This is a genomic window from Bradyrhizobium sp. USDA 3650 (assembly GCF_054057395.1).
The window spans coordinates 7,423,988-7,439,166 of the sequence record NZ_JBSRZG010000001.1 but is presented as its reverse complement, the minus strand read 5'-3'; the positions used below and the strand labels follow the sequence as shown (position 1 = coordinate 7,439,166).

General features: G+C 65.7%; 11 protein-coding genes and 1 pseudogene. 2 read left to right on the top strand and 10 right to left on the bottom strand.

Features of this window, described 5'->3' with window-relative positions; all coding sequences use genetic code 11:
- Window positions 1–147 precede the first annotated feature (147 nt).
- The 5 genes and pseudogenes from murJ to ACVIN2_RS34965 form a co-directional block, all read right to left on the bottom strand.
- Window positions 148–1,674, bottom strand: a complete 1,527-nt coding sequence (gene murJ / locus ACVIN2_RS34985; protein WP_456769093.1) for a murein biosynthesis integral membrane protein MurJ — start codon at window positions 1,672–1,674, stop codon at window positions 148–150.
- Window positions 1,675–1,900: 226 nt separating this feature from the next.
- Window positions 1,901–3,052 (bottom strand): DegT/DnrJ/EryC1/StrS family aminotransferase, encoded by a 1,152-nt coding sequence (locus tag ACVIN2_RS34980; protein ID WP_456769092.1) that lies wholly within the window; start codon window positions 3,050–3,052, stop codon window positions 1,901–1,903.
- Window positions 3,053–3,085: 33 nt separating this feature from the next.
- Entirely contained in the window at window positions 3,086–4,090 is a 1,005-nt protein-coding gene (locus ACVIN2_RS34975) for a Gfo/Idh/MocA family protein (RefSeq protein WP_247287417.1), read from the bottom strand.
- 184 nt (window positions 4,091–4,274) lie between these two features.
- Window positions 4,275–5,687, bottom strand: a complete 1,413-nt coding sequence (locus tag ACVIN2_RS34970) for a mannose-1-phosphate guanylyltransferase/mannose-6-phosphate isomerase (RefSeq protein ID WP_456769091.1) — start codon at window positions 5,685–5,687, stop codon at window positions 4,275–4,277.
- 7 nt (window positions 5,688–5,694) lie between these two features.
- Window positions 5,695–5,972: pseudogene (locus tag ACVIN2_RS34965) on the bottom strand (UDP-glucuronate 5-epimerase); the annotation flags it as partial.
- Window positions 5,973–6,226: 254 nt separating this feature from the next.
- Here ACVIN2_RS34965 and ACVIN2_RS34960 point away from each other — a divergent pair.
- Together ACVIN2_RS34960 and ACVIN2_RS34955 are read left to right on the top strand one after the other, a co-directional pair.
- The gene (locus tag ACVIN2_RS34960) at window positions 6,227–7,186 is read left to right on the top strand and encodes a lysylphosphatidylglycerol synthase transmembrane domain-containing protein (protein WP_456769090.1); all 960 of its coding nucleotides are present in this window, start codon (window positions 6,227–6,229) and stop codon (window positions 7,184–7,186) included.
- Window positions 7,183–8,202 (top strand): MraY family glycosyltransferase, encoded by a 1,020-nt coding sequence (locus ACVIN2_RS34955; protein WP_456769089.1) that lies wholly within the window; start codon window positions 7,183–7,185, stop codon window positions 8,200–8,202. Before ACVIN2_RS34960 ends, ACVIN2_RS34955 begins: the two co-directional genes overlap by 4 nt.
- Here ACVIN2_RS34955 and ACVIN2_RS34950 read toward each other — a convergent pair.
- From ACVIN2_RS34950 to rfaE1, 5 genes are all read right to left on the bottom strand, one after another.
- Window positions 8,190–9,137, bottom strand: coding sequence for an NAD-dependent epimerase/dehydratase family protein (locus ACVIN2_RS34950; RefSeq protein WP_456769088.1), 948 nt, complete (start codon window positions 9,135–9,137; stop codon window positions 8,190–8,192). The genes ACVIN2_RS34955 and ACVIN2_RS34950 overlap by 13 nt on opposite strands.
- Window positions 9,134–10,354, bottom strand: coding sequence for a glycosyltransferase family 4 protein (locus ACVIN2_RS34945; RefSeq protein ID WP_456769087.1), 1,221 nt, complete (start codon window positions 10,352–10,354; stop codon window positions 9,134–9,136). Before ACVIN2_RS34945 ends, ACVIN2_RS34950 begins: the two co-directional genes overlap by 4 nt.
- 2 nt (window positions 10,355–10,356) lie before the next feature.
- Window positions 10,357–12,270, bottom strand: coding sequence for an SDR family NAD(P)-dependent oxidoreductase (locus tag ACVIN2_RS34940; RefSeq protein WP_456769086.1), 1,914 nt, complete (start codon window positions 12,268–12,270; stop codon window positions 10,357–10,359).
- Window positions 12,271–12,407: 137 nt separating this feature from the next.
- Window positions 12,408–13,694 (bottom strand): O-antigen ligase family protein, encoded by a 1,287-nt coding sequence (locus tag ACVIN2_RS34935; protein ID WP_456769085.1) that lies wholly within the window; start codon window positions 13,692–13,694, stop codon window positions 12,408–12,410.
- Window positions 13,691–15,175 (bottom strand): D-glycero-beta-D-manno-heptose-7-phosphate kinase, encoded by a 1,485-nt coding sequence (rfaE1, locus tag ACVIN2_RS34930; protein WP_456769084.1) that lies wholly within the window; start codon window positions 15,173–15,175, stop codon window positions 13,691–13,693. Before rfaE1 ends, ACVIN2_RS34935 begins: the two co-directional genes overlap by 4 nt.
- Between the last annotated feature and the right edge of the window lie 4 nt (window positions 15,176–15,179).

Below are 15,179 nucleotides of genomic sequence, written 5' to 3'. Positions count from 1 at the left end.
TCGGTTTTTGCCGGCTCGAGGTGACGGCATCACGTCAATTGTGCAGGGTCCATCCGCCGCACTTCCGAGATGTGTCCATCCAAGGACGATCGAGACTGGCCCGTGCCGACACGGTCGAGCCGTCAATGCGTTGAAAATATGAAAAAGCTAGCCCCGCACCAGCGAGACCAACCAGCGGCGGCCGAACAGCGCAAGGATGGCGAGCGCATAGACGATCGTGCCCCCGACGGCCAGCAGAAGCAGCGTCAATTCGTCCCGGAAGTGCATCGCGCTCAACGAAGGACCGCCAAAGCGCGCGATGAGCCAGAAGGCGGCGGCCAGGATGATCCCGGTCAGCAGGAATTTGGCGAGCGACAACAGCCAGGCGCGGTCCAGCACGAGAAAGCCCCGCCGCACCGCGAAGAACAGCACCAGCAGAAGGTTGGTCCAGACGCCGACGGCAGTGGCCAGCGCAAGCCCGATCTGAGCCAGCGATCCCATCAAGGCGACCTTGAGGGCGACGTTGACCGCGATGCCGGTCAGGGAGGCGCGTACCGGCGTCGCCGTATCCTTGCGCGCATAGAAGGTTGCGACCGCGCTGCGGATCAGCACGAAAGGAATGAGGCCGATGGCATAGGCCGCGAGCGTGGCGCCGGCAGCGGCGGCATCGGCTTTCGAGAACGCACCGCGGGCGAACAGCGCGCGCATGATCGCGTCGGGCACGGTGAGGAAGGCGGCGACGAACGGGACCGAGAACAGCAGCGTGAAATCGAAGGCACGGCGCTGCGCCTTCATCGCGCCGTCATGGTCGTTGGCCGTGATCCGCCGCGACATCTCCGGCAGCAGCACCGTGCCGATGGCAATGCCGATCACGCCGATCGGGAGCTGGTTGAGGCGGTCGGCATAATAGAGCGCTGACAACGCGCCGGCGGGCAAGAAGGTCGCGATGATGGTGTCGGCGAACAGCGCGAGTTGCGTGCCCATCGAGCCCAGCGTCGCAGGCCCAAGTGCCCTAAAGAATGCGCGGACGTCTTCATCGAGCTTGAGCGGCGCAAAGCGCGGCAGGCCGCCATGGCGGGCGAGATCGCCTGCGAGCAGGAAATACTGTAGGAAGCCAGAGATGAGGACGCCCCAGGCGGCGGCGTGGCCCGCGCTGGGAAACCAGGCGGCGAGCGCCAGCGTCATCATCATCGAGATGTTGAGGAAGATCGACGCCGCCGCAGCGCTGGCGAAGCGCTGCATTACGTTGAGCATGCCGCCATAGAGCGTCACCAGCGTGATCAGCAGCAGATAGGGAAAGGTGATCCGGGTCAGCTCGATCGCGAGCTTGCGCTGTTCGGCGTCCTCGGAAAAGCCGGGCGCCAGAATGCTCATGGCCTGCGGCATGAACAGCCAGGCGACGATCAGCAACACCACCTGCGAGGCCAGCAGCAGCGTGAAGATGCGGTCGGCGAACAATCTTGCCGCCCCCTCCCCGCGCTCGCCACGGACGTGCGCGTAAGCCGGCACCCAGGCAGCATTGAAGGCGCCCTCGGCGAAGATCGCACGGAAATGGTTGGGCAGCCGCAGCGCCACGAAAAAGGCGTCGGCCACGGGGCCGGCGCCGAGGATCGCCGCGAGCATGATGTCGCGGGCAAACCCCGTCAGCCGCGAGAGCAGCGTGTAGCCACCAACCGTGAAGATACGTCCGAGCATGCGCCTGTTTTAGAGACTTATCGAACAGAGGTCGATTGCATCTTGCGATGCGCATTGCTGCGCCCTCTCCCCTTGTGGGAGAGGGCAGCGCCGCAAGTAGACACAAACTCGATAGGGTGAGGGGTCTCTCTCCGCGCATTCCGTGCGGACAGAGACCCCTCACCCGTCTCGCCGCTTTGCGGCGAGCCACCCTCTCCCACAGGGGGAGAGGGTAAGAACAGCGGGATCAGCCCGCGATTGCGCCGCGCACGGCGGCGATGATTCGCTCCTGATCGGCTTCGGTCAGGTAGGCGTGCATCGGCAGGCTGATGACGTCCTGCGACAGGCTCTCGCAGCCCGGCAGGCCGCCCTCGGCAACCGGGTACTGCTTGTAGGCCGTCTGCTGATGCATCGACTTGCCGTAGTAGATCGCCGTCGGCACGCCCTGGGCCTTCAGCGCGGCGGCAAAACCATCGCGGTCGGTGCCCTCAGGAAGGCGGATCGTGTACTGCGCCCAGACCGACGTATTGCCGGGAGCCACGCGCGGCACGGTGACCACATTGCTGAGACCGCGCGCGTAGCGCTCAGCGACCTTGTTGCGGGCGGCGATCTCGTCGTCGAAGATCTTCAGCTTCTCGATCAGGATTGCAGCCTGCATGGTGTCGAGCCGGCCGGTCAGGCCGAGGCGGACGTTGTCGTATTTGTCGACGCCCTGCCCGTGCACGCGGATGCTGCGCAGCGTCACCGCGAGTTCGTCGTCATCGGTGAAGATCGCGCCGCCGTCGCCGAAGCAGCCGAGCGGTTTTGCGGGGAAGAAGCTGGTCGCGGTGGCGAGCGCCAGGGTGCCGAGCTTGCGGCCCTTGTAGCTTGCGCCAAAGCCTTGCGCTGCGTCGTCGAGCACGAACAGGCCTTCGGCCTTGGCGATCTCGGCGATGGCGTCGTGATCGGCGGGCTGGCCGAACAAATCGACCGGAATGATCGCGACCGGCTTGAGACCGGCCTTGCGGGCGGTCGCGATGCCGCGCTTGAGCGATTCCGGGCTCATGTTGAAAGTGGCTTCGTCGACGTCGACATACACCGGCGTCGCACCGGTCCGCGCCACCGGCGACGCGGTCGCGATGAAGGTGAATGACGGACACAGCACGGCGTCGCCCGGCCCGACATTCTTCGCCATCATCACCATCAGGATCGCATCGGTGCCGCTAGCGCAGCCGATGACGTGCTTGGCGCCGCTATAGGCCGCAAGCTGCTTCTCGAGCTCGGCGACTTCAGGCCCGTTGACGAACTGACAATGATCGAGAACGCGCTTCACGGCGGCATCGAGCGAATCGCCGAGCCGGCGGCGCTGCGAGGCGACGTCGATGAAGGGAATGGGTTCGGAACGCAGATGCTGGTTCATGGCGCCTTCTTGGCTAGTCGACATGGAAAGAGTTCAGCCCGCGACGCGGCGCGGACCCTTGCGGGCCGACGACGTGGCCGCGGGCCGCGACGGCGTTTCCAGACACTGCGTCGCGATCTCGAGGCTGGCGACGCCTTCGTCGCCGGTGACCGCCGGCGTCTCGCCGTTGCGCACGGCCTTGAGGAAGGCGATCAGCTCGGCGCGGAGCGGCTCGTCATGCCCAACCGGCAGATGGCGCATCGAATAGCTGCCGTCAGGCTTGAAGCCGAAGCATTCGGTGACCTGGCGCGTCAGGAGATCGCCCATCACGTATTTGCCGCGGGTCGCGACCGTGACGCTGCGCGCCTTGAATGGCGTCAGCCAGTTGGTGTTGATGTGCGCGAGCACGCCGTTGGCGGTGCGGAACTGCAACAGCGCGATGTCCTCGCGCTCGGCGACCGCACTCGACAATTGCGGCTGCACCTCGACGATGTCGGATTCGGTGAACCAGCGGATCAGATCGATGTCGTGCACGGCGAGATCGATGACGACGCCGACATTGGACATGCGCGGCGGGAACGGGCCGACGCGCGTGATCGCGATCGACAGAATATCCTCGCCCGCGATCGCCTGCTTGACGGCGGCGACCGCCGGATTGAAGCGCTCGACATGGCCGACCATCAGCGTCACGCCGGCTTTTTGCGCAGCCGTGACGATCTCGCGGCCTTCCGCGACCGTGGACGCAATCGGCTTCTCGACCATCACGTGGATGTTCTTGGCGATGCAGGCAAGCGAGACCTCGTGATGCAGATGGGTCGGCGCCGCGATGGTGACGGCATCGACGCCTTCGGCCAGCAGCTGGTCGAGCGTCTCGAAGCTCGCGCAATTGGCAAGCTCCATCGCCCGGGTGCGATGTGCCGGCGAAGGATCGACGACGCCGACGAGGTTGACGCCGGGAAGACCCGCGAGCACGCGCGCGTGGTTGCTGCCCATCACGCCGGCGCCAATGACGCCGACGCGCAAGCCGGCCTTTGCCGGTGCCGATCCTGTGGAACTCATTTGAGCAAACCCCGATTCAACGCAAATCCCCGGGGCGCTTCTAGCACGGACGCCACATTTGTGGCGAATGCGGAGCTAGCGGTCCGGACACGATTTGATTCAAAAAGTTACACGTTTCCCGGGCCTTAAGCCTCTGAAAGAGACCACTCTTTTGGCCCGGGTCGCGTGATTCGGAGTGTGCTGGTTACGACCTTTGATAGTCGTCTTCAATCCGGATGATGTCGTCTTCCCCGAGATAGCTTCCCGTCTGGACCTCGATCAGCTCCAGCATGATTTTACCGGGGTTCTCCATCCGGTGCACCGCGCCCATCGGGATGTAGATGGACTCGTTCTCGTGCACGCTTTTGACGGTCTCGTTGACGGTGACGCGGGCTGTGCCGCGGACCACGATCCAGTGCTCCGCGCGATGATGGTGCTTCTGCAGCGACAGCCGCCCGCCGGGCTTGACCACGATGCGCTTGACCTGGTGACGCTCGCCATTGTCGACCGATTGGTAGCTGCCCCAGGGCCGATGCACCTTGAGGTGCTCCTCGGTGACCTTCGGTGCGACCGCCTTGAGTTTTGTGACCAGCCGCTTGAGCCCGTTGGCATCTTTCTGGCGCGAGACCAGAACCGCATCGGCAGTCGCAACCACGATGAGATCGTCGACGCCTTCGAGTGCGACCAGCGCAGCATCGGTGGTGACGTTGCAATTGCGGCTATCCTCGAACACGGCGGCGCCGTGCGACGCATTGCCTTGCGCGTCCTTGTCCGACAATTCCCACACCGCGTGCCAGGAGCCGACGTCGGACCAGCCGCAGGACACCGGCACGACCGCGGCGCGCGCGGTCTTCTCCATCACCGCATAATCGATCGAGATCGCCTTGGCCGCGCCGAACGCCTCCGGCTCCAGCGTCACGAAGCCGAGATCGCGGCCGGCATTGGCGACCGCATTGGAGATCGCCTCCACGCTCGCCGCATCGACCTTGCGGTATTCGTCGAGCAGGACGCTGGCCGGAAACATGAAGTTGCCGCTGTTCCAGAGATAGCCGGAATTGACGTAGTCGGCGGCCTTCACCGCATCGGGCTTCTCGACGAAGCGCGCGACCGCGTGCACCTCGCCGGAGATGACCTCGCCCGGGCTGATATAGCCGTATTCGGTCGCCGGCCGCTCCGGCTTGACGCCGAAGGTGACGATGCGCCCGGCGCTCGCGGCGGTGAGGCCCTGGCGGCAGGCCGCGACGAAGGCGGCATTGTCCTGCACGACGTGGTCGGCGGCGAGCGCGAGCACGATCGCCTCACTCGAACGGTTCTGCGCGAACACCGCACCGGCTGCGATCGCGGGGCCGGAATCGCGCCGCATCGGCTCGAGGATTACGTCGGCCTCGATGCCGATCTCGGCGAGCTGCTCCAGCACCATGAAGCGGTAGGACGCATTGGTGATGACGATCGGGCGATCGAACAGCGAGGCCTCCGAGACGCGGAGCAGCGTGTCCTGGAAGGTCGAGCGGGTGCCGAACAGCGGCAGGAATTGCTTGGGGCGCACCTCGCGCGAAGCCGGCCACAGCCGCGTTCCGGCACCGCCGCACATGATCAGGGGGATAATGCGTTTGTCCATCGTCATCTCAAACCTTGAAGTCGTTCCGATACCAGGTGACAAAATTACGAATTCCGTGTGCGATCGGCGTTGACGGTGCAAAGCCGGTATCGCGCATCAGATCCTCGACATCCGCGAACGTTTCCAAAAGGTCTCTCGGCAGCAATTCTTTGATCGCCGTCCGACCCAGCCCCTGCTCCAGAATCCGACGACATGCATCAGCTCTTCCGGATGGTGGTTGCCGACATTGTAGACCTTAGACGGCGCATTTGCGGCAGCCGGGTCATCGGCGGGCATCAAGCCGATGAAATCGGCGGCGCCCGTGCCCAAAATCGCCTGATCCCTCATCCTGTTCCCAAGGTCTGCTTCACCCGATCCGCGCTCGATCTTTCGCCGCGGCGCCTCTTTAGCCTCCGCATCGACGGGGTCGCAATAGCTCCGCTGCCCTGCATGAGGGCTCTCGATCACCGCTATTGCAAGATCGACGCCAAAACCATACCAAAGCGGCCGAATTCGGCGCCTTGCGTCGGGTTGCTTCAACCCTTGTTCATGCGGACGAAATGCGCCGAATCCTGCTGTCGACGGCCAAGATCCTGATTTCCGGAGCGCTGCTCTACCTGGCGCTGCGCAAGGTCGATCTGTCCGAACTGTTTTCGCGCTTCACCGTGACCAGCCTGTTCTGGATCGGCTTGGCGATCGCGGTCACATTCCTGCAAATCTTCGTCGGCGTGTTGCGCTGGCGCGAGGTCAGCGCCGCATGCGGCGCCCCGCTCGAGCTCGCCCGGGCCATGCGCTACAACGTGATCGGATCGTTCTTCAACCAGACCCTGCCCTCGGCGATCGGCGGCGATGCGGTCCGGTTGTGGCTCGTCGCGCGCGCCGGCGCCGGCTGGCGCGCTGCGACCTACTCGATCTTCGTCGATCGCGCGATCGGTTTGATCGCGCTCGCGATCGTCATCGTCGCGAGCCTGCCCTGGAGCTACAGCCTCATCGCCGATCCACACGGGCGCTCGGCGCTGCTGCTCGTCGACCTCGCGGCGCTCGCGGGTGGTCTCGGTTTCCTGGTCTTCGGCGCACTGAAATGGCACTGGCTGAGAACCTGGTGGGCCACGCATCACATCCACGCCTGTGCCGTGATCGCCAACCGCGTGATCTTCAGCCGCTCGCGCGGACCAGCCGTCGTGATCCTGTCGCTCGCCGTGCATGTGCTGGCCGTCGTGGTCGCCTGGTGCGTCGTGCAGTCGATCGCGGCGCCGGTCGGCTTCAGCGACGTCTTTATGCTCGTGCCGCCGGTGATGCTGATCACGATGATGCCGATCTCGATCGCCGGTTGGGGCGTGCGTGAAGCCACCATGAGCCTCGCGTTCGGCTTCGCGGGGCTGGCCGCCAACGAGGGGGTCAACGTCTCGCTGCTGTTCGGCGCCGTGTACTTCATCGTCGGCGCGATCGGCGGCCTGGTCTGGATCCTCAGCGCGGAGAAAGCCGCGCAGGGATCGGCGCCGCTCGGGGTGCCGGAGTGAACGCGGCCGTCGACGCGCTCGGCGCCGTACCCTCGCTGCTTGCCGTTGCGATTGCCGCGCTGGTGTCGGGTGTCATCACCTGGACCAGCCGTCCCCTGCTCCAGCGTTACGCATTGGCGCGGCCCAACGCGCGGTCCTCTCATCGCATCCCGACCCCGCAGGGTGCGGGCATCGCCGTGATATCAGCGACGCTGCTGGTCGCATCAGCCTGGGCAGCCTGGGCGAACATCGCGATTCCGCCGGCGCTGATCGCTGCAACGGTCTTGATCGCCGTGGTCGGATTTGCCGACGACATCAAGTCGCTGCCGGTGCTCGTTCGCCTCGTGCTGCAGGCCGCAGCTGTCGGCGCCGTGGTGTTCACCACGCCCGAGACCGCGCGCATCGTGCCGGCGTTGCCGCTCGCGCTGGAGCGCGGACTCATCCTGCTGGCGGGCGTGTGGTTCGTGAACCTCGTCAACTTCATGGACGGGCTCGACCTGATGACGGTGGCGGAAGTGGTGCCCGTCACCGCCGCGCTGCTGCTGCTGGGACTGCTCGGCGATGTGTCGTGGCCGGCCGCGCTGATCGCCGCGGCGCTGTGCGGCGCCATGCTCGGCTTTGCGCCGTTCAACAAGCCGGTCGCGAAACTCTTCCTGGGCGATGTCGGCAGCCTGCCGATCGGCCTTTTGCTCGGCTGGTGCCTGCTCGAGCTCGCCTGGCGCGGGCAGCCCGCCGCGGCGCTGTTGCTGCCGGCCTATTACCTCGTCGATTCCACCATCACGCTGTTCCGGCGCATCGCAAGGCGCGAGCAATTCTGGTCGGCGCATCGCTCGCATTTCTACCAGCGTGCCACCGACCATGGTTTCACGGTCTCCCGCGTGATCGGGGAGGTGTTCGCGCTCAATCTCGTGCTCGCGGGGCTTGCCATCGTCACCGCTCGCGCCGGCTCGATGCTGATCACGCTGACCGCGCTGTCGGCGGGCGCAATCGCGATCGGCATCGTGCTGCGGCGGTTCTCCCGCCCTCAGGCGTCCTGAGCCACCAGCGCCAGCCGCAGCCCCTCGTCGAGAGACACCGGTGGCTGCCACCCGGTCGCGGTCGCCTTGGCGAGGTTGAGCTCGAGCGAGCCGATCAGGCTGTCATGCGTATCCTGCCGGCCCAACACGCTCAGCAACGTCCCGAGCAGGTCCTGGGGCATGCCGAACAGCCGCGAGCTCTTGCCGGCGGCCTTGGCCAGCCGCTCGATGAACTCGGGCGTCGAGACCTGCTCCCTGTCGGCCACCAGGAAGATCTCGAAATTGCTCGCGGGATCTGGATGAGAGAGCCGGCGCAGGATGAACGACGACAGGTTCTGCACGGCAAGGAAGGCGCGGTGATTGCGGATCGCGGCAAAGGGCAGCGGCAGCCCGAGGTTCACTGCACGCGTCAGCAGCGCGAAATTGCCCTTGGCGCCCGCACCATAGACCAGCGGCGGCCTGATCACCGAGACCTTCATGGCGCTGTCGCGCGCCAGCGTCTTCAAGCCCGCTTCGGCCGCGGCCTTGGACATGCCGTAGAGACCGCGCGGCGTCAGGACATCGTCCTCGCTGAACGGCCCGCGGCCCTCATTGCTGCGACCGTGCACGAGAACAGTGCTGATGAAAATGAACTGCCGCACGCCGGCCGTCGCCGCGCTGCGCGCCAGGTGCAGCGTGCCGGCAATGTTGACGTTGCGGTAGAGCTGGACCGCATGCTCTTCGTGCTTGTGATGCACCCGTGCGGCGAGATGAACGACGGCGTCGACGCCTTGAAGCGCGGCCTGCCAGGCGGTTTCGGGGCCGATCGTTTCGATCACGACCTCGTCGTCCATGCCTTCCGGTTTGCGGACCGCGCGGCGGATCGACCATCCCTCGCGCGCCAGTGCGGGCACGACATGACGGCCGACGAAACCGCTCGCCCCCGTCACCAGCACGACTGGCTTGCGTTCGTTCATCGTTGCTCCGGCAGTTCGGGGTTGCGCAACAATTCGTCGGCCAGGGCCGCATAGGCGTTCATCGCGGTGACGCGATCGAATTTCGCCGCCGCCTTCACCGCGCGCTCCGCAATGGCGACACCGTCGGAGCGAGACGCCGCGCGGATCGCCTCGGCCAATTGATCGGCGCGGCCGGGCGTCACGACCCAGCCCAGCCCGTTCTCCACCACGGTCAACGCGGCCTCGGCCTCCGGTTCGGAGACCAGCACCACGGGACGGCCGACCGCCAGCAGATTGTAGAACCGGCTCGGCACCGACACCCCCGCAACGTCCTTCCGGTACGGAATGATCCAGAGATTGGCAGCCGCCAGGAACGGTTCGAGCTCGGCATCCTCGACCCGCCCCACAAAGGAGACATTGGGCAAGTTCGCGTCAGTCTGCAACTGCTTCAACCGCTCGAAGCCGATGCCCCAGCCTGAGAGCAGGAAGTGGATGTCAGGCTCGTCCCTCAAAAGACGCGCCGCCTCGAACACGATCTCCGGATCATGGGTGAAGCCGAGATTGCCCGACAGGCCGACAACGAAACCCGCCGAGAGCGCTTTGCGGAACGGATTATCCGCCGTCACCGGCCGGGGTGCGGCCACGAGCGTCGCCCAGTTCGGGATGAAGCGGATCTTGTTTCGCGTCATGCCGGAATAGCTCAGCAGCGGCCGTTCCGCATCGCGGCCGATGGTGATGACGGCATTGAGCGTGCGGAACATCAGGCCGTTGGCGGCGCGCATCGTCATGGTGATAATCGAACCGGGCTTCAGCAGGCCCGCCATCACCAGCACGTCCGGGAAGAGGTCGTGCATGATCAGCGCCGAGCGCGCGCCCTTCAGCCTCGCCGCCGCCGCGACTGCGTAAGGCAGCATGAACGGTGCGGTAACGGTGAGCACGACGTCGCCTCGCCTCAACTCCCGTGTCAACGCCAGGAACGTGCGCGCCGCGAACAGCAGCTCGGAGGCGCCGCGCCGCACCAGCGCCGCCTTGCCCGCCATGCGGTTCTTGACGGCGACGACCCGCGGCTTGCCCGGGCCGGTCTGCGAGGCCGGCAACGCGCCTGATGAGCCCGACAGCACCACGACCTCGTGATCCCCGGCGATGCGGCAGGCGATCTCGGCCATGATCGCCGCCGTCGTGCTCGGATCAGGCGGGTAGTGCTGGCTCGCCACGACGATCTTGCCTCGAGGCTGCATGATCAGGCCGCGGTGGACCCGAATTCCGGAATCGCGTCCTTCAGGATGGTCCTGATGGTGGCCCGATCGTCGCGGGCGATCGCCTGCTCCAGCGCCGCAATCCATTTGCGCAGCGTCTGCATCGGCGGCTCGTTCGGCTGCGCGGCCATGATGCCGGCGACGCCGATCTCGCGGGTCGGCTCCTCGGAGGCGAACAGGATTTCGTGCAGGCGTTCACCGGGCCTCATGCCCGTGAACACGATTTCGATGTCGTAGCCGGGTTGCAGGCCCGAGAGACGGATCATGCGCTCGGCGAGATCGACGATCTTCACCGGCTGGCCCATGTTGAGTACGTAGACCGACACGTCCGAACGCTGCGTTCCGAGCGCATGCGTTGCCGCCGTGATGACGAGATCGCAGGCTTCGCGGATGGTCATGAAGTAGCGGACCATGTCGGGATGCGTGACGGTCACGGGACCGCCGGCATCGATCTGGGCCTTGAACTTCGGCACCACCGAGCCGTTCGACGCCAGCACGTTGCCGAACCGAACCGAGATCAGCCGCATCGACCGCCTGGCGCCGCCGTGACCCGCCGCAAGATCATGGTCGAGCGCCTGGCAATACATCTCGGCGAAGCGCTTGGTCAGGCCGAGCATCGACACCGGCTCGATCGCCTTGTCGGTCGAGATCATCACCATGGCTTCGGCGCCGGCACTGTGCGCGGCATCGGCAACGTTGATCGAGCCGAAGATGTTGGTCTTGACGCCCTCGCTCCAGTCGCGCTCGAGGATCGGCACGTGCTTGAGCGCGGCGGCATGGAACACGATGTCCGGCTTGAACTCGGCCATCAGGCGCATGATGCGCTCACGGTCGCGGATGTCGGCGATCCGCCCTTCGATCGAAGCAGCGGTGCCGAGCGCAGCGAGTGTTTCCGTGATCGCGTAGAGCGCCGGTTCGGAATTTTCCACGATCAGAAGACGCGCGGCGCCGAACGCGACGACACGCTCGCAGATCTCGGAACCGATCGAGCCGCCCCCGCCGGTGACGATCACCGCCTTGCCCTCGATCAGGGCCTCGAGCCGCGCATAGTCGATCTTTTCGCTCGGCCGCAGCAGCAGGTCCTCGACGGCGACGGCCGTGAGTCGTGGCGTATCGCCGCTCTCGAGCGAGGGCATGCGGCTCACGATCACGCCGAGCTTGCGCGCCCGCATCAGGATCGATTCGGGATGGGCCTCCGGCTCGAATGCCGTCGGCGTCATCACGACGCGCGCGATCCCCTTGCCGCGCTTGGTGAAGTCGGCGACGACATCCTCGATATCGTCGACGCCGCCCAGGACAGGGACGTTGCGGATGGACTGGCCGCGATCGGAACTCGACGGCGAGAGCACACCGACCGGCCAGATGTGCTTGATCGCCCCGCTCTCGATTCCGCGCAACAGCACCTCGGCGTCCGCGGCGCGGCCGATCAGCAGCGTCGGCGCGGCATCTCCGGTGCGGGCGTGACGCCGCACCCGCGTATAGCGGAAATAGCGGTAGGCCATGCGCAACGCGCTGAGGAAGGAGATCTCGAGGAACCAATAGAGGACGATGGTCACCTTGCCGAGGAAGAAGGCGCCGCGGACGTTGGGGGCGACGAAGATGTAGTCGAGCGCCAGGAGTGCAACCGTCAGCACGGTCGCGACGCGGATGATGTTCAGCGCGTCGGGCAGCGAGATGAAGCGCCATTTCGTCGTGGTCAGGTTGAAGACGAAGAACACGACCACGCTGAAGGCGAGGAAATAGGGCAGGATCTGTATCAGCAGCGGCAGGCGATCGAAGAAGCCGTCGCCGCCCTCGAAGCGCAGATAGAAGGCGGCGAACAGCGCCGCCGTGGTCGCGAGCAGGTCGTGGAGCGCGATCATGAAATTGCGCAAGGTGAGATGCGAAAGACGCGTCATCCGCTGACCGAAAATCCAGTTAAATGCAACCTGATCGCGCTGATAACCCATCTCGGCGGGACATGCCAGTCAAGGCTTTCCAGTCAAGGTTTGCCAGTCAAGGTTTGCCGGTCAAGCTTTGCGATCCAGGCGGCCGTTCAGGAACCGGCTACTGTCGCCTTCGCCTCGGCCTGCTGGGCCCGGATCACCATGCCGCCGGCTACGCCGACACCGATGACGTACATCCAGCCCTCGTGGAAGTCGAACAGGTGGGAGTTGAACAGCGAGGTGAAGACGTTCTGAACCACGACCAGAAGGCCGACCCAGTTTGCGAGCCCGTCGCCGCGAAACAACAGCAGATGCAGGATCCAGATGGCGTAGAGAACGGCGACGCCGATGATGCCCCATTGCACGGCCACGTTCAGCGTCTGGTTATGCGGGTTGCCGATCACCTCGGCGGACGCCAGGTTCTGATTGCCGGGCGTCGCGGTCCGCTCGAACAATCCACGCGTCGAGCCGGTACCGTGCCCCTTGATCGGCGCCTCCGCGAAGAAGCCGAGTGATTTCCGCCAGAATTCGAGCCGCAAGCCGGCCGAGGTCGGCGCGCCTGTTTCCACATAGCGGGTATAGTCGCTGGCAAAGCTGTCGGCGGTCTTGCGCAATTGCGGCGAGGCCTGCCAGGCGAGAACCGCGCCCACGAGCAGGGCCGCGGAGATGATCGCGATGCTGCGCCATCTCAGATGAAGCAAGGCAAACACACCGAACAGGATCGGAATGGTGAGGAGCGCGGTGCGCGACACCACCACGAACACCATGTTGAGGAAGAAGGCGAGCGCAAGCGCCGTGAGCAGCCCGGCGATCGAGTAGCGCTTCTGACGCAGCAACTGCACGATCGGATAGGCGAGCGCGACCGCGCAGAGCGCAAACTCCTGGCTCTGGTCGATGTAGTTCTTGACGAAAATCCCGCGCTCGACGCGGTCGGATTTGAGCGCGAGGTCGGGGTAGAAGGCGACGACCCAGGACATCACCGACAGCAGCGCGCAGGACACCAGGAAGGCGACGAACACCCAATGTCCGCGCGGCGAGCGCGCAAAATGATAGAGCAGGACCGGCAGCACCAGCAGCTTGACGGTCGGATTGACCGCATAGAAGCGCGCCCCCCAGGCCGCGTCCGACCACAGCGTCCCGACCAGCGCGAGCACGACCAGAGCAATCGGCGCCGCGCAGATCGGACGCCTGAGCGATTGCAGGAACTCGCGGACATCGAGGAACGGCACCATGCAGAGCAGCATCAGAACATTGAAGATCGCCGCAAGCGACGTGGACCATGGCAGCGAAGCCGCGGTCAGGATCGCGAACAGATCGACCGTCTCGGACCAGGCCGCCGGACTGCGCAGACGCCGCCACAGCACCTGGCCGGTCGTCTCCCCGGCGAGTGTCGTCACTTGCCCTCTCCCCGCGCGCGATGAACCAGCGCCGTCGTGCTGAAGCCCTGGAGAATGTCGACCAGCACCACCGTCCCGCCGGCGGCCTCGACGACCTCGTGGCCGACCACCTGCTCGCGGGTGTAATCGCCCCCTTTGATCAGCGCGCTCGGCTTGATGCGGCTGATCAGGTCGATCGGCGTGTCCTCGTCGAAAATAACCACGAGATCGACGGCTTCGAGCGCCGCCAGCACCTCCGCACGCGCTCGCTCGTCCTGAACGGGGCGGTCGGCGCCCTTCAGCCGCCGCACCGAGGCGTCGCTGTTGAGGCCCACGATCAGGCGGTCGCAGGCGGAGCGCGCCGCTGTCAGCACCTTGACGTGGCCGGGATGCAGGATGTCAAAGCAGCCATTGGTGAAGCCGACGCGTTGGCCTTGCTTTTTCCATTCCGCGAGCTGCGCGTCGAGCGCACCGGGCTCGAGCACGATCTTCTCCTCGGCCGCGAGATAGGCATGCGGCAATATCTTTCGCTTCAGCTCGGCCGCACTCACGCTGGCGGTGCCCTGCTTGCCGACGGCGACGGCGGCCGCGGCACTGGCCATGCGAAGCGCCGTGTCCCAGTCCGCGCCGGTGGCGAGCGAGACCGCGAGCGCCGCCGCAACGGTGTCGCCCGCACCGGAGACGTCGCGCACCTTGACGGGAAACGCCGGAACGTGAACGGCTTCGCCGTTGCGCGGCACCAGCGTCATGCCGTGCTCGCCTTGGGTGACCAGGATCGCTTCGCAATCGGCGAGCCGCATCACGTCCTCGCTGGCGTCGACGATGCTCTGCGGCGTGTCGGCGCGGCTTCGGGTCGCTTCCGAAAATTCCTTGCGATTGGGCGTGAGCAGCGTCGCGCCGCGATAGATCGCCCAGTTCAGGCTTTTGGGATCGACGATCACGGGCTTGCCGAGTTTTCGCGCGGCGTCGATGGTGTGGCGGATGACGCGGGCGGTCAGCACGCCCTTGGCGTAGTCGGACAGCAGCACGACGTCGGCGCGCACGATCTGCGGCAGGATCGCTTCGATCAGCTTGGTCTCGATCGTATCGGAAGCAGGCTGTGCCTGCTCCCAATCCGCACGCAGCATGTGCGTGGAAAAATGCTCGGAGACGAAACGGACTTTTCGCGTGGTCGGACGCGAGGGATCGCACACCAGCAGGCTTTCGATTGCGCCCTGCTCCGCAAGCGTCGAGGCGAGCTGCCTGCCCGCATCGTCCTCGCCGACGAGGCCGACGAAGATGCAGCGCGCGCCGAGCGCGGCGACGTTGCGCGCGACGTTGCCGGCACCGCCGATATGGATCTCGCTGCGCTGTGCCGCGATGACCGGCGCCGGCGCTTCCGGCGATATCCGCGACACCTCGCCATAGACGAACTCGTCCAGCATGATGTCGCCGATGCACAGGACCGTGCGGCCCGAGATGGCTTGCGCGAGAGCATCGAAATCGAGAATGGGCGTCGGCATGGTG